Below are 18,918 nucleotides of genomic sequence, written 5' to 3' on the forward strand. Positions count from 1 at the left end.
AACGATGACCATCACCCCCACGCGCTCCAATTCCCGCAGCACGCTGCACGGCAACCCGGCACAGCACCCCGCCTGGCTCCGGCTCAAGGCAGCTGCCACCGAACTGCGCGGCCTCCAAATCCACGACGGCTCCGTTCCGGAGGACGCCAACAAGCCGGCGGCGGCCCGGCACACCGACGCCATCATCGAAGCCATCGGCCAGCTGGCGCCGCTGTTTGAACACGACGCCAACTATCTGGACAAGCTGGCCGCCGACTTCCGCACTTGGCGCGACGGCGGGTTCGGCGTTCCCGACTTCCTGGACTCGCTGTTGGCGTTCCAGCCGCAGCTGCACCGGGTCAACGGGCTGCAGCACCTGGTGGTATTCCCGATGTACACCCAGAACGGCAGCAGCGACCGTCTGGTCGAGGCAGTGCTGATCGAAGTCATCTGGCCCGACTTCATCGGCGAACTGGAGGCCGGCGCATACTCGAACAAGCTGTTTGTGCCCATCCGCTTCCTGGACTTCACCGCCGGCTATGACACGAACTCAGCCGTGCTCTTCCCGGAGACCGTTGCAGTGCGCGAGACTCCGGCCTTCACCTGGGGGGCCATTTTCGCCGACCGCGAGGCGGCCCGTTTCCGCACCGTGGTACGCGCCGCCGCCGAGATCACCTCGCTGCAGCTGCCGGACGAGGCCGCGGCGCTGCTGGATGACCAGCAGCTGACGCAGGAAACTTTCGTGATGTGGGACCTGATCCACGACCGCACGCATATGCGCGGCGACCTGCCCTTCGACCCGTTCATGATCAAGCAGCGGATGCCGTACTTCCTGTACTCACTGGAGGAACTGCGCTGCGACCTGACGGCGTTCCGGGAATCCGTGCGGTTGTCCCACGACGTCAAAGCCTCCGACGAGGTCCGCAAGCACGCCCAGCTGGTGCAGTACGCGGTGATCTTTGACCGGATCTTCCGCTTCGCCATCACCGGCAACCGGGTGCGCAACTACGACGGTCTGGGCGGTCAGCTGCTGTTCGCCTGGCTCCACCAGCACCGGGTGCTGCACTGGACAGATGGCAAGCTCTCCATCGACTGGGACAACGTGGCGGACGCCGTGGTGGCCCTGGGCCACGAGATCGAGGAACTCTACTGGCGCTCCATCGACCGGCCGAAGGTGGCCCACTGGCTGGCTGCATACGAGATGCTGACCAAAACGCTGACCCCGCATCCTGCCTCGGTATGGGCCAAGGGTCCTGACGCGCTGCCGCTGACCGGGCTGCCGCGCGAAATGACCGACCAGGTGATGGACGACGAGTTCCCGCTGTCCATGTTCTACGAAGCGCTGTCCCGGAAGATGAAGCCGGTGATCGAGTCCACCTCAGGAATTACCGGTGAGGCGGCCTGAGATGGCCGGCGGCCCGCGCTCCGGCACCGGAGAGGCGCCGGTCAGCTCCGACCAACTGCTGGGCGCCGCGCCCGGCCCCGGCGGGCTTGTCGGCCTGAAAGTGGTGGTGGCCGGTGCCTCCGGCACCTCCGGCCAGGCCGTCACCGCCGCCCTGACCGGCGCGGGTGCCACGGTGCTGGCGGTGGGCAGTAACAGCGACCGGCTTGCCGCCGCCTACGGGAGGAACGACGCCGTTGCCTCCTTCGAATGTGACCTCGCCGACCGCTCAGCGGTCGAAGGGCTGGCCGGCTCGATTGCCGCTCAGCACGGCGGCGCCGACGGCCTGGTCCATCTGGTCGGCGGCTGGCGCGGCGGCAAAGGCCTGACCGGCCAGTCGGACGAGGACTGGGACTTCCTGCACCGGCAGCTGATCACCACGCTGCGCAACACCACCCGTGCCTTTTACTCACAGCTGGAAGCGTCCGGGACCGGCCGGGTGGCGATTGTCTCGGCCACCGCAACCGAATCCCCCACCGCCTCCGGCGCCAATTACGCCGCAGCCAAGGCGGCCGCGGAGAGCTGGATGCTCTCGGTGGCCGATGGCTTCCGCCGGAGCCAAGCCGGGCGTAAGGAGGATCCGGCGCCGCAGCGCTCCGCCGCCGTCGTACTGGCTGTCAAAGCGTTGGTGGATGATTCGATGCGCCGCGCGGACCCGGCGAAGTCGTTCCCCGGCTTCACCGACGTGGCGGACCTGGGCCAGGCGGCCGCCGCGCTGTTCGTCCTGGACGCGCCCCAACTCAATGGAGCACACATCCGGCTGGCCTGATGCGCCCGCTGTGACGGCAACCACTGATTAAGGAATACTGAAACACGTGACTGATTCCCCCTTGCTTTCCGGCTCCCTGCACGACACCGACCTGCGCGGCTTTGCCTCCGACAACTACTCCGGCGTCCACCCGGAGATCCTGACGGCACTGGCCCATGCCAACACCGGGCATCAGGTCGCCTATGGCGAGGACGCGTACACCGCCCGCCTGCAACAAGTGATTGCCGGCCACTTCGGCGAGGCCGCCCAAGCGTTCCCGGTGTTCAACGGCACCGGAGCCAACGTCTTGTCGCTCCAGTCGCTGCTGCCGCGGTGGGGGGCCGTTATCTGCGCCGCCACCGCCCACATCAACGTGGATGAGAACGGCGCGCCCGAACGCGTCGGCGGGATCAAGCTTTTGTCCGTGCCGGCCGAGGATGGCAAGCTCACCACCGAGCTGATCGACCGCGAGGCCTGGGGCTGGGGCGACGAACACCGCGCACAGCCGCTGGCCGTGTCCATCACGCAGAGCACCGAGCTCGGCACGCTGTACAGCATCGAGGAAATCCGGGCGATCGCCGACCATGTGCACGAACGCGGCATGAAGCTGCACATGGACGGGGCGCGGCTTTCCAACGCGGCCGCCGCGCTGGGCACCGACCTGCGCAGCTTTACCACCGACGCCGGGGTGGACATCCTCTCGCTCGGCGGCACCAAGAACGGCCTGCTTTACGGCGAATGCGTGGTGGTGCTGAATCCTGATGCGGCCCACGGCCTGACCTACCTGCGCAAGATGAACATGCAGCTGGCCTCAAAGATGCGGTTCATCTCTGCCCAGCTCATCGCCCTGTACGACGGCGACCTCTGGCTGCGCTCGGCCTCCCACGCCAACGCCATGGCCGCCCGGCTGCGCGCCGCCGTCGAGGGCACCACCGGGCTCTCGCTGACCCAGCCCACCCAGTCCAACGCGGTGTTTGCCGCGCTGCCGCCGGGCGTGGCCGACCGGTTGCGGCAGAAGTTCCGCTTCTACGACTGGGATGAATCCCGCGGCGAGGTCCGCTGGATGTGCTCGTTCGACACCACCGAGGCGGACATCGATGCCTTCGCGGCGGCCATCCGGAGCGAGCTCTCCTAGCCCGGTTCCGGTTGTGCCCCCGTTCCCCCGGCTTTTCCGGCGCGCCTGCCTGACGTCACGCGGCGTCAGGCCTAATCTGGCACTGTGAGTGCGATTGATCTCTCAGCAGTGCCGCCTGAGTTCCTGCGGGCACTGTCGGCCCTGCGCCAAGCGCAGTGCCGGAACGAACTGAAGCTGGAGGAAATCCCGGCTCCCTCCCGGTTGGCCCCGTTTGCGGTGGCCCTCGGCGCCGAGGTGATCGCCCAGCCCGGTCCCCGACCGCTGCACGAACCCGCGGTTACTCCCTTGCAGGCCGCCGACGCACAGGAACTGGCCACCGGGCGGTTCATCCTGCTGTACGACCCGGAGGGCTCGCCGGTCTGGGACGGCACGTTCCGGATTGTCACCTATATCCGGGCCGAGCTGGACGCGGACATGGGCAATGACACCATGCTCGGCTCGGTCGCCTGGGACTGGCTGGTGGAGGCCTTGGAGAACCACGGCGCCCCGTATCGCAACGCCGGTGGGACCGCCACCCGGATCCTGTCCGAGAGCTACGGCACGCTCAGCGGCCGGCAGGACTCGATCGACATTGAACTGCGGGCTTCCTGGACGCCGGCCTCCGCCGACATCCGTTCCCATCTGGAGGCTTGGAGCGACATGGTCTGCACCTACGCCGGCCTGCCGCCGCTGCCGGACGGAGTGACCGCCCTGCCGAACCGCCGTCGGAATTAGGGAACCGCCTGATTGCCAATGAAGCCCCGTAGCCGCCGTACCGGAGCGTGAACCCCAGTTCCTTCCACCCGGCCACGACCGGGACGCTCAAGCTCCGCAATGTCATCGGCGTGCCTACCGGCGGCAAGGGAGAGCTGCTCCCGGGCCTCGGCGGCTGCGGCGGCATTCCCGCGGGCTGCCTGGTGCTTTCCTCTACCTGGGCTTTTAATTCCTTGATGGTTTCCTGGTGGGTGTGGTTGCCGTGTCGAGGTCGGTGGCCAGCTCGTTGATTTCGCGGTCCATGTGCGCTTTTTCCTCCCGCCATGCGTTCTGAACAACGGCGTGTTCGGCGGTAGCGGTGCGGACGACTTCTTCTCAGACGGTGCCGGCGAGGCGTAAGGCTTGTTCGGGTGATGGCGGTTGGGGTGGCGGCGATCTTGGATCCGGCGCTGTCGCGTTCGGCACGCCATTCCTTCATGTACCGGCCGGAGTCCGCGTTGGACACGCCGGCCCTTTTGTACCTTCTCTTCTCTTCTCTGGGGGCCCCGCCCTCTGACTCTGGCATCCTCTCCCGGAATCTTGGGCAAGGCATGGCAGGAACCGCTCACCCGACCTACCGGGGAAGGGTCTTGGCACCCGGGGTGGTGTTACGACCTCTCCGCGCCACATGGCCAACATGGGAGCGCCGCCTCTGCACGGGAGCGGCGGCAGGAAGTGGGGATCTGGGCCTATGGCCCTCATCCGGGGCCCGCCGTAGACTTGGCCGAAGGGTTGATTCCGGTGGAAAATTGGACGGATGGCAGCGCTGTGGATCAGTTCAGGCGCGTGCGGATAATCCGCAGGCAACCAGTTCGCCAGGAGCAACGGACCATGCAAATCACACACCGAACGATTGCATTTATCGCCGTTACACTTCTACTGGCGGGCTGCACCTCCGGATCTACCACTGCTGACCAGACCGCAACAGCCGAAAAGACCGGGACCGCTGTCGCCACGACGGACGTCAGCGGTGGGCCCGGGACAGGAACTGCCGTGGCGCTGCCGCCGGACTACACGGCTGTGGCCATTGTGCAGCTCGGGGAAGCCACCATGCCCTTCAAGGGAACAGACGGCAAGTTTCACGTCGTATACGACCTGCTGCTGACGAACGCCAGCGTGGCCCCGGCAACCCTGGAGCGGATCGACGTCGTCGATGAGGCCAGCCGGGCCACCGTTATTCAGTCGTTCTCGGGAAAGCAATTGGTTGATCCGGACTGTGACTACGGGGACTGCAACAGACTGCGGACCCTGCCTTCCAGCCCGGCACCAGATACCAAGATCGCGGCGCAGGAATCCCGGGCATTGTTGGTCCACCTGTCCTTCGACAGCCTGGCCGACGCCCCGAAAATGGTCCTGCACCACGTGTACCTGCGGGCGGCCGCCAATCCAGGCACCATGGAGCCCTCGGACGTCGATTACCTGGTGACGCCCGTGAACATCTCGGCCGGAACTGCCCGGGTGATTTCCCCGCCGGTCAGGGGCACCAACTGGGTGGCTCAAAACGGTTGCTGTGACGTCGGATTCCCCCACGTCCCGTCCCTCTCGCCCCTGAACGGCAAGCTTTCCAACAGCCAACGCCTGGCCATCGACTGGATGCGGACCAACGACGACGGCGAGTTCGTCTCCGGAGACAAAACAAAGAACGAAAGCTACCTTAGCTATGGTCAGGAAATCCATGCCGTGGCAGATGGCACCATCTCATCAACGCTTGACACGCTTGAAGCCAACACACCCGGTGTCCTGCCAGCCAGTGACCCTGAATTGCGCAAGCAGATCACCGTGGAAACCGTTGATGGAAACCACATTGTGCAGGATCTTGGCGGCGGTGTCTGGGCCATGTATGCCCACCTGCAGAAAGGGTCGCTGCTGGTCAAACCCGGTGACCAAGTCAAGGCAGGGCAGGTCATCGCCAAGCTGGGCAACACAGGGAATTCCAACGCGGCCCATCTGCATTTTCAGCTCATGAACGATCCCAGCCTGATTGGGGCCGACGCCGTTCCCTACGTCCTTGACAGCTTCTCCTATGCAGGTTTTCTCAATCCGGAGTTGATGCTGGCCGCTGATGACTACATCACCGGAAAGTTCTTCGCCGACCATCTGGCTACCGTGCAACCACGCACCGACGAACTGCCCATGAGCGGAAACATCATCAACTTCGCTGAATGAGTGATTCAAGGTGCGCTGCGTGTCGTAGGGACCAGCCACTGCTGCATATAAACGCTCCGATAACAGGTCGGCAGCTGGCGGAGTCAGCTTCGAAGCCCTAACCCCCGCCCCGGACTCCTTCCGGTCCCTAGCCGAGCCGACGCCGACGACTCAATAGCCGGCAAGCTCGTGGAGTAGCCCGGACCGGCCGTCAAAGCCGCAGACCCCAGATGATCAACAAGCACCCCCTCGGCCATCTCTCCGCAGCAATAACGAGAGGAACGTCTTTCCTAGAGACCGCACCGGAGGAGCTGGATTTCGAGCACTATCCGGAACCGCCGAACCCGGCGAAACCGCCGCCGGGCGGGCAACACGAATGTTCCCGGTCTCATATATTCGGCCCTGCGCATACTGCTGGCCTAAACTGAACGGATCATGAGCTCCTTGACTTCGGACGCGTCCGGGCACAACGGCCCAGACCAGAGCACTTCCAACGACGCCGCAGAACCCCAGGAGCAGGCTCCCGAGCTGATCCACCTCGATGCGCCGCGCGAAGGCGTCCCCTTGGTCATCGCCACCGAATCAGGACTGCAACGTGCTGCCGACGCGCTGGCGGCGGGGACCGGACCGGTCGCCATCGATGCCGAGCGGGCCTCCGGCTTCCGCTATGGACAGCGGGCGTTCCTGGTCCAGTTGCGGCGCGAGGGAGCCGGCACCTGGCTGATCGACCCCGAGCCGTTCAGCGACCTCAAGCTGCTCAACGATTCGCTGCGCGGCGTCGAATGGATCCTGCACGCCGCCACCCAAGACCTGCCGTGCCTGTCCGAACTGGGCATGTGGCCGGACAAACTCTTCGACACCGAACTGGCCGCCCGGCTCGCCGGGATGCCCCGAGTGGGACTGGCCGCTGTGATCGAATCGCTGCTCGGCTTCACCCTGGCCAAGGAGCATTCCGCCGCCGACTGGTCCACGCGCCCCTTGCCCGAGCCTTGGCTTCGGTATGCGGCCCTCGACGTCGAGGTGCTGGTCGAGCTCCGCGAGGCCTTGATCGCCAAGCTGCAGGACGCCGGCAAGCTCGACTACGCGTTGGAGGAGTTTGAGGCCGTCCGCACCGCACCGCCGTCGCCGCCGCGCGTAGATCCGTGGCGGCGCACCTCCGGCCTGCACCAGATCCGCGACCGTCGGCAGCTGGCCGCCGTGCGCGAACTCTGGACCGAACGTGAAGCCCTGGCCGCCAAGCGCGACGTTGCCCCGGGAAGGCTGATTCCGGACTCCGCCGTCGTCGCCGCTGCCAAGGCCATGCCGGCCACCGTCCCGCAACTGCTGGAGACCCACGGCTTCCACGGGCGGGCGGCCCAGCGTGAAGCACCGCGCTGGCTGCGCTGCATTGCGATTGCCCGGAACCAGATGGAACTGCCTCCGCTGCACCTGCCCACCAACGCTCCCCCGCCGCCGCGCTCCTGGGCGGACAAGGACCCGGCCGCCGCGGCCCGGCTGCAAACCGTCCGGCCCCGCTTGGCCACCCTCGCCGAGCAGTTGGACATGCCGGTGGAAAACCTGCTCACCCCCGACTACCTGCGCCGCACCGCGTGGCGTCCACCGGAGCCCATCACGGAACAGACCGTGGACGCCGCCCTGGAAGAGCTCGGCGCCCGGTCCTGGCAGCGCCGGCTCACCGCCGGCCTGCTGGCCGAAGCCTACGCCAACCCGGAGCCGCTGGCGGTGAAGGAACGCGAGGAGCAGCCGAAAGACACCAGCGACGACGGTGCCCGCACCTCGGTGCGGCGGCGGTCTTCCTCCGGCGCTGTGGCCGGTGCAGCCGCGCCGTCAGCCCCCGCCGCGGCGACCGCCACGTCCGTCGGCGCCGCTTCCGGCACCATCCGCCGGCGCCGGCGCGAACGGCGCTCCCCCGCCTGACCGCTCCGCGGGCGGCACTGTCCGTGTTTTCCGGCCGTGTCCCTCCCGGCATGGTCGCTCCTGTGCTGGTCCCGCGCTGTCCTGGGGCCGGTCTGCGGACACCGCCAAACCGCGCGCGGAAGCCACCACGTTGCTGACCACGATCAGGCCGATGCCAGCCCATTCGTTCAGACGGAGCGCCTGGTGGAGCACGAGCCATCCGGCCAGGGCCGCCCAGACCGGATTGATGCTGGTGAAGGTGCCGAACAACGGCGTAGGCACCCGGCGCAGGGCGAGCAAGTCCGTGGCATAGGGCACGATCGAGGACATCAGCCCGCAAACGGCCGCGAGGGCCAGGGCTCCAGCCGTGGGGACGTGCACGGCGAACCAGAACGCGGCGATCGGCGTCCAGGCGGCGGCGGTCAACAGGCTGGCCGCCGCGGTTCCTTGGAGCCCGGGAAGCCGCTGGCCGAGCGTGCGGTTGAGCAGGATGTAGCAGCCCCAGGCCGCCGCGGCCAGCAGGGCCAGCCCCATGCCGATGAGGTCGCTGTTGCCGGAGCCGGGATCAGTCAATACCACCACGCCGACACCGGCCAGGACGGCACAGGCAATGTCGAGCACGCGCCGTGAGCTGGCGATCGCCACGGTGAGCGGGCCGAGAAACTCGAGGGTAACGGCCAGGCCAATGCCGATGCGGTCGATAGCCGCATACAGGCTAAGGTTCATCACGCTGAACACCAGCATCAGGCCGAGGAGCGGCCACCACTGTGCCTTGCCCAAGCCGCGGAATTTTGGCCGCACGATCGGCGCCAGGACCAGTGCGGTGACGATCTGGCGGACCGCAACCACGCCGACCGGGCCGATCGCCGGGAACGCCAAGGCACCCAGCGCGGCCCCCGTCTGGTTCGACGCCGAACTAGCCAGCATCATGGCGATCCCGGCGTTGCGCTGAGGTGCGGTTGCGGTCTCGGCATTGAGCTGCTGGCCCGCTCCTGCAGCGTTGCGGCCGGGGGCGGCCGTTCCGATCTTGTCCATACGCCCACAGTAGGTATCCGCGACCGCATGAGCCTAGTGCATGTTTCGGCATTGCCATACGCTTGGGTCATGGACTGGAACCTGCGGGAACTGCGGTTTTTCCTGACAGCCGCCGAGGCTGGTTCGTTCACTGAGGCAGCGGCTCAACTGCACGTCTCGCAGGCGGCTGTCTCGCGCACCATCGCGGCCTTGGAGAAGACCGCCGGAGACACGCTCTTGCGGCGAGTCCCTCGCGGGTGCGAGCTGACCAGCACCGGACAACAACTCCTACCGCAGGCACGCCGGGTACTGTCCGAGGCGGACCGGTTCACCCAGTTCCTCACCTCGCGCCACGGGATCTTGCGGCTGGGATATGCCTGGGCGGCCTTGGGGCGGCACACCACGCGCCTGCAGCGGGACTGGGCCAGGCAGCACGAATCCATCGACCTGGACCTGGTCCGGCACAACTCGCCCACCGCCGGCCTGGCCGAGGGCCTGTGCGACGTGGCGATCGTGCGGCAGCCGGTCGATGAGAAGCGCTTCGACTCCCTGGTGGTGGGACTGGAACGCCGGCTGGTGGCCTTCGCCTCAGACGACCCGCACTGGTCGCGGCGGCGGCAGCTGAGCATGGCCGAGATAGCCGACCGGACCGTGATCATCGATCCGCGGGTCGGCACTACCAGCAGCCGGCTCTGGATTGGCGCCGACCATCCGCCCCGGTTCCTCGAATCCTCCGACGTGGACAACTGGCTCGACGCCGTTGCCGCCGGGCGCGGCGTGGGAACCACCGCGGAGGCTACCGCGCACCATCACGTTCGCCCCGGCGTCTCCTACCGGCCCATCAAGGACGGTCCCCGCATCGCCGTCAGGCTCGCCTGGCGGCACAATGAGCGGCCCAACGGCCTGGACGACTTGGTGGATGCGGTCACCCGGCTGTACGCGACCGCCTAGCTGCGGAACCCGATCAGCTGCCGGTGTAGAACCGTGTGGTGCGCTCGGCGGCTGCGAGCGCGGCCTCGCGGGGTGTGCCCACGGCCATGCTGGTTTCGCCCCAAGCTGCGCTGGCGGCCTTGATGAACGCCCGGCCCTCCGCAGAGCCCGCCCACGCTTCTTCGTCCTCGATGGACCGCTGTGCCTCCGGCTTCTCCAGGTGCAAGGCCAGCCCGAGCATCCCGAGGTCCCAGCCCACGCCGGTTGCGCCCGGCCCGTAGGTGTCCCAAAACTCCGTGCTCCCCTCCGTGGCGTGTGCGGTGTGCTCAAGCGTGAATTTCGCCCCACCCTCCGCCTCATCGACGCGGACCGCGATCCAGGAGATCCCGCCGCCGAACTCCCACGTGGCGGCGAAGGAGCGCGGGGCGTCGCAGGCCGTCACCTCGCCCGAGGCGTTGCCCTCGAGCTGGTAGCGTCCACCCAGGCGCAGGTCTCCGGTCACCGGGGTGAACCAGCGGCGGATCCGCTCGGGCGTCGTCACCGCGTCCCACAGGTCCACGGTGGTGGTCGGGTAGGTGCGGGAGATGGTGGCAATGTACGCCCGCGTCCCGTCGCGGTCTTCGATGGCCAGGTGCCGGTCGGTGGCCGCGGCGGTGGTCTCGTCGATGGTGCTCATGGTGTCTCCTCGTGCTCAGTCTCTTGCTCGGTACGTCGAGCCCGCTTGCCGCGGGCAATCTCGGTGGCAAGGGCGTCAAGCCGCGGCTGCCAGGTGTGGCGGAACCTCTCCAGCCAGTCGTCCACTCCGCGCAGGGGCTCGGCGGAGACGGCGTAGATGCGGCGGGTCCCTTCGGCCCGCACGCGTGCGAACCCGCTCTCCCGCAGCACCCGCAGGTGCTGGGAGACGGCGGGCTGGCTGATGCCGAACTCGTCGGCAACCATCGCCGTCACCGCCCCGGAGGTTTGCTCCCCGTCGGCGAGCAGTTCCAGAATGCGGCGGCGGACCGGATCGCCGAGGACATCAAACGCGTGCACAGGGCGAGAATACAAGCCCCTACTTATATAAGTCAACGCTTATGAAGCAGCAGCTTCCACTTGCTGGCTAAGTTACCCGCGGGTAACATGTGGCTTGTACTGTGTCGCACTTCTCATGGAGGTTCCAGTGAGCCCTACGTCCGCGCCCCGTGCCCTGCGTGACGTCGTCTTCGTCGACGGCGTCCGCACTCCGTTCGGCAAAGCGGGTGAGAAGGGCATCCACGCCGGCACCCGGGCCGACGACCTGGTGGTCAAATGCGTCCGTGAACTGCTTCGCCGCAACCCGTCGCTGCCGCCCGAGCGCATCGATGACGTGGCCATCGCCGCCACAACGCAGACCGGCGACCAGGGCCTGACCATCGGCCGTACCGCGGCGCTGCTTGCCGGGCTGCCCCGTTCGGTGCCCGGCTTCGCGATCGACCGGATGTGCGCCGGAGCGATGACGGCGGTGACGACGACGGCCGGCGGCATCGCCTTCGGCGCCTACGACGTGGTGGTGGCCGGCGGCGTGGAACACATGGGGAACCATCCGATGGGCCAGGGCGTGGATCCGAACCCGCGGTTTGCCAGCGAGCGCTTGGTGGACCCCGCCGCGCTGAATATGGGCAACACTGCGGAAAACCTGCACGACCGCTTTCCCGCCATCACCAAGGACCGCGCCGATGCCTACGCCGCGGCCAGCCAGGCCAAGCTCGCCGCCGCCTACCAGGACGGCAAGATCCAACCCGACCTGGTGCCGGTGGCCGGCCGGAAGCCGGGCGAGGGGTGGTCGCTGCACAGCGCCGACGAGCCGCCGCGTCCGGGCACCACCCGCGAGGACCTGGCCGGGCTGCGCACCCCGTTCCGTCCGCACGGCAGGGTCACCGCCGGCAATGCCGCCGGCCTGAACGACGGCGCCACGGCCTCGCTGCTGGCCTCCGCGGAAGCCGCCGCGGAGCTGGGCCTTCCCGTGAAGATGCGGCTGGTCTCCTACGCCTTCGCCGGAGTGGAGCCCGAGGTGATGGGCATCGGGCCCGTCCCTGCCACCGAGAAGGCCCTGAAGATGGCCGGCCTGGACATCGCGGATATCGGCCTGTTCGAGATCAACGAGGCCTTCGCGGTACAGGTCCTCTCGTTCTTGGATCACTACGGCATTGCCGACGACGATCCCCGGGTCAACCGCTTCGGCGGAGCCATCGCCGTCGGGCATCCGCTGGCCGCCTCCGGAGTGCGGCTGATGACCCAGTTGGCCCGCCAGTTCCACGACGACCCGTCGGTTCGGTACGGGCTGACTACCATGTGCATCGGGCTGGGCATGGGCGGGACCGTAATCTGGGAGAACCCGCACCACGCAAACTACTCGGGCCGCAACCACCAGACCGCTGCCGCGACCGCCGCCGTTTCCGCAGGAGAGGACCTCGCATGACCGCCGCCGATTTCACCGCCTTGGCCGCCAAGTTCGCGGACGAGACAGTCACCCACTCCTATGTCCGGGACGTGGAGCTGCCAGGGGCCGGGACTTTGGCACTGCTGACCCTGGACAACGACCTGGACCACCGCAAGCCCACCACGCTGGGACCGAACACCCTGGTGGAGCTGGGCACCGCGCTCGAAGGGCTCAAGGCCCGGGCCGCTGCCGGCGGGATCTGCGCCGTCGCCGTCACCGGCAAGCCGTACTACCTCGTGGCCGGTGCAGACCTGGGCAGCGTGGGGAAGCTCGCCGACCCCGAAGACGGGCGGGCCATGGCCCGGCTAGGCCATGACGCCTACGCCACGCTCGCGTCTATGGGGGTGCCGACCTTCGCCTTCATCAACGGTGCGGCGATGGGCGGCGGGCTGGAAATCGCGTTGGCCGCCGACTACCGCACGGTCTCCGACGGCGCCAACGGCATCTCGCTGCCGGAAGCCTTCCTCGGCCTGATCCCCGGCTGGGGCGGCGTCTACCGCCTGCCGCGGCTGATCGGCCCGGCCAACGCGGTCAAGGTGATGATCGAGAACCCGCTGAGCAACAACAAGACGCTCAACGGCACAGCCGCCCACCAACTCGGCATCGCCGACGCCTTATTCGAGCCGGCGGACTTCCTGGAGCAGTCGCTGGCATGGGCCGCCCGGATCCTGAACGACGACGACGCCCGCCGGCAGGTGGCAATCCGCCGCGCCGAGCAGTCCGCCGCCACGGAAACGGACTGGGACCAGGCCATCGCCACCGGGCGCGCCTTCATTGAAGCGAAGACCGCCAACGCCGCGCCCGCACCGGCCAAGGTGCTGGACGTGATGGAAGCCGGCCGCGGCAAGAGCCAGCAGGAATCCGCCGACCTGGAAGTCGAAGCGCTCGCGGAGCTGATGCAGACCCCGCACTTCCGGGACACCGTCTACGCCTTCCTTGAGCTGGTGCAAAAGCGCTCCAAGCGCCCCGCCGGCGCGCCGGACCCGCAGCTGGCCCGGCCTGTCACCAAGGTGGGCGTGGTCGGCGCCGGCCTGATGGCCAGCCAACTGGCCCTGCTGTTCGCCCGCCAGCTGAAGGTACCGGTGGTCATGACGGACATCGACCAGGCCCGGGTGGACAAGGGCGTGGGCTACGTCCATGCCGAAGTGGACAAGCTGCTGGCCAAAAAACGCATCTCCGCCGATGCGGCCAACCGCACCAAAGCCCTGGTCACCGGCTCGGTCTCCAAGGAAGCCTTCGCGGACGCCGACTTCGTGATCGAGGCCGTCTTCGAGGAACTCTCTGTCAAGAAGCAGGTCTTCGCCGAGGTGGAAGCGGTGGTCTCCGAGGACTGCATCCTTGCCACCAACACCTCCTCGCTCTCCGTCACCGAGATGGCGGCGGACCTGCTGCACCCGGAACGCGTGGTCGGTTTCCACTTCTTCAACCCGGTGGCCGTCATGCCGCTGCTGGAAATTGTGCGCGCCCCGAAGACCAGCGACGAGGTCCTCTCCACCGCGTTCGTGCTGGGCAAGGCGCTCAAGAAGACCACCGTGCTGGTCCAGGACGCCGCAGCCTTCGTGGTGAACCGCGTGCTGCTGCGGATGATGGGCGAGGTGGCGAACGCGTTCGACGAAGGCACCCCCGCCGACGTAGCCGACAACGCGCTCAAGCCGATGGGCCTGCCGATGACGCCGTTCACCCTGTTGGCCATGGTCGGCATCCCGGTGGCCCAGCATGCCGCGTTTGGCGAACGGTTCCGGGTCTCGGCCAATCAGCAGCGGCTCATCGACAACGGCATCAAGTCCCTCTGGGTGGCGGACGAGGACGGCCGGCAGGTCATCCCGGAGGCCACCCTCGCGCTGCTGGAATTCGGCGACTCCCCCAGCAGCTCCGAGCAGCTGCTCCGCCGCACCCAGGACGCACTGGCCGAGGAAATCGGGCTCATGCTGGACGAAGGCGTAGTCGCCGCGCCCCAGGACATCGACCTGTGCATGATCATGGGCGCCGGCTGGCCGCTGCACCTGGGCGGCATCACCCCCTACTTGGACCGCGCCGGTGCCTCCGAACGGGTCAACGGCCGGAAGTTCCACGCCGACAGCTAGCGCGTGCGGAACGCCTCGCCGCCGGCAACTGCCAGCGGCGAGGTGTGCCGGCGTGTTTCGGTCAGGAGCGGGCCGGGCGCTGGATGGCCATGGCGCATCCCATCGAAACCAGCACCGCGATGACCGCCAGCAGCAGCATGCCGCCAAAGCCGCCGCCGGAGGACTCGATCAGCATGCCGCTGACCACGGGCCCGATGGCGAAGCCTGTACCGATCATCAGGTTGGTCGAGTTCATCACGTGGCTGCCGCCGATGTCAGACAGGGATGCGAGCAGATACGGCAGGATGAAGGTCCAGGCGAACTTGAAGATCAGCGCGGCAAGCGCGAACCGAATGAGTCCCGGGGCCCCGAACAGCAGCGCCACGCTGCCGCCCAGCGCGAGGTAGCCAGTCAGCAGGAACCACTTGCGCTTCGGGCTGTCGCCCAGGAAGGTTGCCACCAGCGGCGCCGCGATGCCCGGAATCGTGGCGATGGCCAGGACCAGGCTGGAGGTGGAGAGATCGATGCCCGCGCCGCCCGAAATCTGCGCCATGAAGGACCACACTCCGCTGAGGCCGATGTAGAACAGCAGCACGGCCGCCAGGCCGATCACGAACTTCAGCTTGGAGCCTGCGCGCGCGGGTTCCTTGTCCGCAGCCGCTGAATCCGCCGCCGCATGGATACTCGCTGCCGCTGCGGGACGGCGCAGCATGTCGCCGTCGATCATCCGCACCACGGGCAGGCAGCAGGCGGTGAGGGCGGCCATGGTCCAGTAGATGGCGGAGACGTTCGCGTCGGCATACAAAACCGGGAACGCGAACAGAATCACGGCCCCCGTCAACAGTTGGAACACCACAAAGACGCCGAAACCGCGGCTGGGGTTGGCAGTCTTACCGCTGAGGGTGAGGATGATGACCGTGATGGATCCGGCCGCCAGCGATGTAATCACACGAGCGACCACCAGCAGCGCGAAGCTGTCCAGGAAGCCGGACGCCAGGTTGCCCGCAATGGCGACGGCGGCGCAAACGTAGGTGACGGTCCTCAGGTTCAACCGGTTCAGCCACAGGTAGGCCGGCACCGTGGCGAGACTGAAGGCGCCCAGCTCGAGCGAGAACAGCATGCCCAGCTCAGTGGGCGTCAGACCGAACTGCGCGATCAGCTTGCCCGCGATCACCGGGGCGATCAGCAGCACCATGTACAAGACGGCGCTGAAAACGGCTATGTAGGTGTAGATTCCGCGGTCCGTGCCAGCGGCAGGGCGCGCGGAAGTCAGGGTTACGGACATGAGTGTCCTTTCGGATTGGGTGGAAGAGCTGATGGCTTCGGCCCGCAGGCCCGGCCGAAGCCATCAGGGTGGTCCATGCGGATGAGCGGAACGCAGGGGTCAGGCGTTAGCCTTTTCGGCTTCCGTCGGAGCGGAATCGGATGCAGCGGCGTCGTAGACCTTGCGTCCGGCAAACCAGGTCTGCCGTGCGCTGATGTGGCGCACCTCGTCCACGGGTACGTCGTAGGGGTTGTTCGTCAGCACAATGAAGTCGGCGGACTTACCCGGCACCAGCGAGCCGGTGACATCATCGAGGCCCATCGCTCCGGCACTGGCCGTCGTGTAGATGCGGACGGCCTCATCCAAGGTGATGGCTTGCTCTTTCCACAGCGTTCCCGGAAATTGGCCGGTGGGGTCTTGCCTGGTTACCAGACCGTAGATGCCTTCCCACGCGTTCGGCGAGACGCTGACCGGCCAGTCCGAACCGCCGGCGATCCGGGCACCTGCGTCAAGCAGGCTCCGATTCGGCTGCATCTGCGACGCGCGCTCCGCGGGCAGCACCGCGGCGATCGCCTCGGAGATCACCCCGGGGAACCACAGCGATGGTGAGATATCGGCGGTAACGTCCAGCTGCGCAAAGCGGCCAATATCGTCCGGATGCACGAACTGTCCGTGCGCGATGTGGTATTTTGGCTCGGTGTAGCCCGCGGCCCGCACCTTTTCGACGGTGTCCAGGACCAGCCGGACCGAGGCATCGCCGGTGCAGTGGATCTTGGCGGAGATTCCCCGGGCGGCCGTACTCATCAGCCATTCTTCCAACTCCGCCGGATCCATCGTGGTCCCGCCGCAGTGGCACTCCGGAAATCCGGCCACCGGCAGATAGGGCTCGATGAAGGCTGCCGTGCCTGCCGGGGGAACGCCGTCGAGGAAAATCTTGATGAAGTCCGGCCGGTGATGGCGCGAACGGGTCTCTTCGCGGTGGGCGATGATCCCCTCGCCCAATGGCTGGGTGCCGAAAATGAAGTCGTTGGCTTGCATGGAGGACACCACCCAGGCGTGCAGCTGGCCGTCCTCATCAAGCTGTTTGAGCGCACGCATCAGCGGGAGCGAGGCAGCCGCGTCCTGGAACCCCGTGACCCCGTAGGAATGCAGGATCTCTATACCGCGCGCGGCCGCCTGCGCCAACTGCTCTGTGCTCACCGGCTGCAGGCGGGCCAGCGTCTGCTCCACGATCACACCGCCGGCCTCGATCAATACCCCGGTGGCCGCCCCGGACTCATTACGGAGAATCTGCCCACCCTCGGGGTCGGGCGTGGCGGCCTCAATGCCGGCCAGCTCCAAGGCCCGCGAATTTGCCCACCGGTTGTGCTTCGAATCGTCTTTGAGCAGGGCAGGACGGCCGCCCGTTGCCGCATCCAGCCGTGCCAGCGCGTCCGCCGAGTTCATTTCGTTCATCAAGCCGGATCCCCAGCTGCCGCCGACCACCCATTCGTCCGGTTCAAGTCCGGCCGCGTAGGAGGCAATCGCTGCCAGGAAGCCGTCCAGGTCAAGCGTAGGAGGCGCGTCCAATTCAAACAGGTCCATCTGACCGGCGATCATATGGTGGTTGTGGACATCCATCAGGCCGGGCATCACGAAGGCGCCGTCTAGATCGACGATGAGGGTCTCCGGCCCGCGCAGTTCCTCGGCCCGCTCACCTATTGCCTGGATGACGCCGCCCCGGACCGCCATGGCCGTGGCGCGAGGCGTGTCCGCATCGAGGGTCTCAATCATGCCGTTGACCAGCACCACATCAGCAAACTCTGCGGCCACGTATTGCTCCTCGCTGTTGAATCGTTTAGTTGATGAGCATCAGAGTATGGGGGACCGGCGCCTTTCGACTTGACTCTCAGAGCATGAGACTTGATTTCTACGGCAGGAGAATTACGGCTCCTGGGTATCTTCGGCTGGATGACGGGCCGGGCAATGAACCTCCCGGCCGACTCACACGTCTTTATGGATGACGGCGGGGTACGCCGGGGCCGAGGCGCCTCCACACACTGCCCTGTTTTCGGGCACAGCCCGCTCTCCACGGAACATCCCGCCGTCACCAATCGGTATCCGGCACGTTGCGTTGGGGAAGGTCCAGCCCATGAGTCTCGATGTCAGTCCCACCAGGCGCTCACTGCTCGGTGTTTCCGCGGCGGCCTGCTCTGCCTGTGTCCTGGCCGCTTGCGCCCCGTCGACAGGCGGCAGCGGCCAGTCCGCGACCGGGGACAGCGGACAATCCGGCGGACCTCCGGTGCCGGAAGCTTCCGGCGGCACACCGGTACAGGTCCTGAAGCTCGCGGATGTTGCCGTCGGGGACAGCGCCAGCGGCGAGGCCAACGGACAGAAAGTGCTGGTCTACCGTCCGGCGGAGGAAACGGTGGAGGCCTTTAGCGCCATCTGCACGCACCAGGGCTGCACGGTGGCGCCAGCGGGTGCCGAGTTCCATTGTCCCTGCCATGGCTCTGTTTACAGCGCCCAGGATGGCACGGTGCTGGACGGACCCGCACCGAAACCGCTGCAACGCTTTGCCGCCGCCATCGACGGCGATTGGATCACGGTCAGTGTGTGATTGCGGCGCTGCGTCATCTGCTTCGGCGGTTCGGTTAGAAACTTCCAAGGAACATCCTGAACAATAATGGACATGACCTCCTCCCCGCCGTCACGCCGAGCCCTACTCACCGTCACTACCGCCGCGGGTACCGTGGGCGCGCTGACGGCCTGCTCTCCGTTCCAGGACTTCACCGGCGCGCAAGGCGCTCCCGCTGCGCCCGTCGCCACCGATGGAACGCCGACCCGCGTGGGTAAGCTCAGCGACGTGCCGGTAGGCGGCAGCGCCAGCGGTGAAGCCGAGGGGCAGAAGATCCTCATCTACCGTCCCGATGAAACGACGGTGCTCGCCTACAGCGCGGTGTGCACGCATCAAGGCTGCGCCGTGACCGCCACGGACAGCGATTTCTCCTGTCCGTGCCATAACTCCACCTTCGCGCTCGACGACGGCACGGTGACCGGTGGCCCCGCGCCGGCTCCGCTCCCCCGCTACGCCGCCGCCATCGACGGCGACTGGATCACCGTCACCGTCTGAT

The 18,918-nt window shown here is 67.1% G+C and carries 16 protein-coding genes; 11 read left to right on the top strand and 5 right to left on the bottom strand.

The features are described from left to right. The first annotated feature begins 4 nt into the window (after positions 1–4). The 6 genes from ACWF5H_RS07405 to ACWF5H_RS07430 all read left to right on the top strand — a co-directional run bounded on the left by ACWF5H_RS07405 (position 5) and on the right by ACWF5H_RS07430 (position 8,097). Positions 5–1,384, top strand: a complete 1,380-nt coding sequence (locus ACWF5H_RS07405) for a DUF6421 family protein (protein ID WP_452035878.1) — start codon at positions 5–7, stop codon at positions 1,382–1,384. Then, on the top strand, positions 1,371–2,189 hold the full coding sequence (locus tag ACWF5H_RS07410) for an SDR family NAD(P)-dependent oxidoreductase (RefSeq protein ID WP_452035880.1): 819 nt from the start codon (positions 1,371–1,373) through the stop codon (positions 2,187–2,189). The genes ACWF5H_RS07405 and ACWF5H_RS07410 overlap by 14 nt, the downstream gene beginning before the upstream one ends. 46 nt (positions 2,190–2,235) lie before the next feature. After that, positions 2,236–3,303 carry a threonine aldolase family protein gene (locus tag ACWF5H_RS07415; RefSeq protein ID WP_452035881.1) on the top strand — a complete coding sequence of 356 codons (1,068 nt, stop codon included), beginning with the start codon at positions 2,236–2,238 and terminating at the stop codon, positions 3,301–3,303. 84 nt (positions 3,304–3,387) lie between these two features. Beyond that, positions 3,388–4,017: a DUF3000 domain-containing protein gene (locus ACWF5H_RS07420; protein ID WP_452035883.1), complete on the top strand. Its 630-nt coding sequence runs from the start codon at positions 3,388–3,390 to the stop codon at positions 4,015–4,017. Positions 4,018–4,710: 693 nt separating this feature from the next. Continuing rightward, positions 4,711–6,201 carry a M23 family metallopeptidase gene (locus ACWF5H_RS07425; protein ID WP_452035884.1) on the top strand — a complete coding sequence of 497 codons (1,491 nt, stop codon included), beginning with the start codon at positions 4,711–4,713 and terminating at the stop codon, positions 6,199–6,201. 414 nt (positions 6,202–6,615) lie between these two features. Continuing rightward, positions 6,616–8,097, top strand: coding sequence for an HRDC domain-containing protein (locus ACWF5H_RS07430; protein WP_452035885.1), 1,482 nt, complete (start codon positions 6,616–6,618; stop codon positions 8,095–8,097). Here the strand turns inward: ACWF5H_RS07430 and ACWF5H_RS07435 are convergent. Next, positions 8,008–9,111 carry an EamA family transporter gene (locus ACWF5H_RS07435; protein WP_452035886.1) on the bottom strand — a complete coding sequence of 368 codons (1,104 nt, stop codon included), beginning with the start codon at positions 9,109–9,111 and terminating at the stop codon, positions 8,008–8,010. The genes ACWF5H_RS07430 and ACWF5H_RS07435 overlap by 90 nt on opposite strands. A 69-nt stretch (positions 9,112–9,180) precedes the next feature. Between ACWF5H_RS07435 and ACWF5H_RS07440 the strand changes: the two genes are divergently transcribed. Next, entirely contained in the window at positions 9,181–10,041 is an 861-nt protein-coding gene (locus tag ACWF5H_RS07440) for a LysR family transcriptional regulator (protein WP_452035888.1), read from the top strand. A gap of 13 nt (positions 10,042–10,054) precedes the next feature. On the opposite strand, the gene ACWF5H_RS07445 is transcribed toward ACWF5H_RS07440, so the two are convergent. Both ACWF5H_RS07445 and ACWF5H_RS07450 read right to left on the bottom strand, forming a co-directional pair. Continuing rightward, the gene (locus tag ACWF5H_RS07445; protein ID WP_452035889.1) at positions 10,055–10,696 is read right to left on the bottom strand and encodes an SRPBCC family protein; all 642 of its coding nucleotides are present in this window, start codon (positions 10,694–10,696) and stop codon (positions 10,055–10,057) included. Further along, positions 10,693–11,067, bottom strand: a complete 375-nt coding sequence (locus ACWF5H_RS07450) for an ArsR/SmtB family transcription factor (protein WP_452035890.1) — start codon at positions 11,065–11,067, stop codon at positions 10,693–10,695. Before ACWF5H_RS07450 ends, ACWF5H_RS07445 begins: the two co-directional genes overlap by 4 nt. Before the next feature lie 112 nt (positions 11,068–11,179). Here ACWF5H_RS07450 and ACWF5H_RS07455 point away from each other — a divergent pair, with 112 nt between their 5' ends. Next, the gene (locus ACWF5H_RS07455) at positions 11,180–12,457 is read left to right on the top strand and encodes a thiolase family protein (RefSeq protein WP_452035891.1); all 1,278 of its coding nucleotides are present in this window, start codon (positions 11,180–11,182) and stop codon (positions 12,455–12,457) included. Next, entirely contained in the window at positions 12,454–14,562 is a 2,109-nt protein-coding gene (locus ACWF5H_RS07460; RefSeq protein WP_452035893.1) for a 3-hydroxyacyl-CoA dehydrogenase NAD-binding domain-containing protein, read from the top strand. The genes ACWF5H_RS07455 and ACWF5H_RS07460 overlap by 4 nt, the downstream gene beginning before the upstream one ends. A gap of 61 nt (positions 14,563–14,623) precedes the next feature. On the opposite strand, the gene ACWF5H_RS07465 is transcribed toward ACWF5H_RS07460, so the two are convergent. Together ACWF5H_RS07465 and ACWF5H_RS07470 are read right to left on the bottom strand one after the other, a co-directional pair. Next, positions 14,624–15,826, bottom strand: a complete 1,203-nt coding sequence (locus ACWF5H_RS07465) for an MFS transporter (protein WP_452035894.1) — start codon at positions 15,824–15,826, stop codon at positions 14,624–14,626. Positions 15,827–15,925: 99 nt separating this feature from the next. Then, a complete protein-coding gene (locus tag ACWF5H_RS07470; RefSeq protein ID WP_452036070.1) occupies positions 15,926–17,578 on the bottom strand; it encodes an amidohydrolase in 1,653 nt (550 codons plus the stop codon). Positions 17,579–17,936: 358 nt separating this feature from the next. On the opposite strand from ACWF5H_RS07470, the gene ACWF5H_RS07475 reads away from it, so the two are divergent. Together ACWF5H_RS07475 and ACWF5H_RS07480 are read left to right on the top strand one after the other, a co-directional pair. Then, positions 17,937–18,404 carry a QcrA and Rieske domain-containing protein gene (locus ACWF5H_RS07475; RefSeq protein ID WP_452035896.1) on the top strand — a complete coding sequence of 156 codons (468 nt, stop codon included), beginning with the start codon at positions 17,937–17,939 and terminating at the stop codon, positions 18,402–18,404. A gap of 72 nt (positions 18,405–18,476) precedes the next feature. Continuing rightward, on the top strand, positions 18,477–18,917 hold the full coding sequence (locus tag ACWF5H_RS07480) for a QcrA and Rieske domain-containing protein (protein ID WP_452035898.1): 441 nt from the start codon (positions 18,477–18,479) through the stop codon (positions 18,915–18,917). Position 18,918: the final 1 nt, after the last annotated feature.

The sequence above is a fragment of the Arthrobacter sp. NPDC055138 genome, from assembly GCF_053607305.1.

Coding starts and splice junctions, on each gene's coding strand:
- ACWF5H_RS07480 (WP_452035898.1), top strand. CDS start 18,477: ATGACCTCCTCCCCGCCGTCACGCCGAGCCCTACTCACCGTCACTACC.
- ACWF5H_RS07430 (WP_452035885.1), top strand. CDS start 6,616: ATGAGCTCCTTGACTTCGGACGCGTCCGGGCACAACGGCCCAGACCAG.
- ACWF5H_RS07435 (WP_452035886.1), bottom strand. CDS start 9,111: ATGGACAAGATCGGAACGGCCGCCCCCGGCCGCAACGCTGCAGGAGCG.
- ACWF5H_RS07470 (WP_452036070.1), bottom strand. CDS start 17,578: ATGATTGAGACCCTCGATGCGGACACGCCTCGCGCCACGGCCATGGCG.
- ACWF5H_RS07405 (WP_452035878.1), top strand. CDS start 5: ATGACCATCACCCCCACGCGCTCCAATTCCCGCAGCACGCTGCACGGC.
- ACWF5H_RS07460 (WP_452035893.1), top strand. CDS start 12,454: ATGACCGCCGCCGATTTCACCGCCTTGGCCGCCAAGTTCGCGGACGAG.
- ACWF5H_RS07440 (WP_452035888.1), top strand. CDS start 9,181: ATGGACTGGAACCTGCGGGAACTGCGGTTTTTCCTGACAGCCGCCGAG.
- ACWF5H_RS07475 (WP_452035896.1), top strand. CDS start 17,937: ATGAGTCTCGATGTCAGTCCCACCAGGCGCTCACTGCTCGGTGTTTCC.
- ACWF5H_RS07465 (WP_452035894.1), bottom strand. CDS start 15,826: ATGTCCGTAACCCTGACTTCCGCGCGCCCTGCCGCTGGCACGGACCGC.
- ACWF5H_RS07445 (WP_452035889.1), bottom strand. CDS start 10,696: ATGAGCACCATCGACGAGACCACCGCCGCGGCCACCGACCGGCACCTG.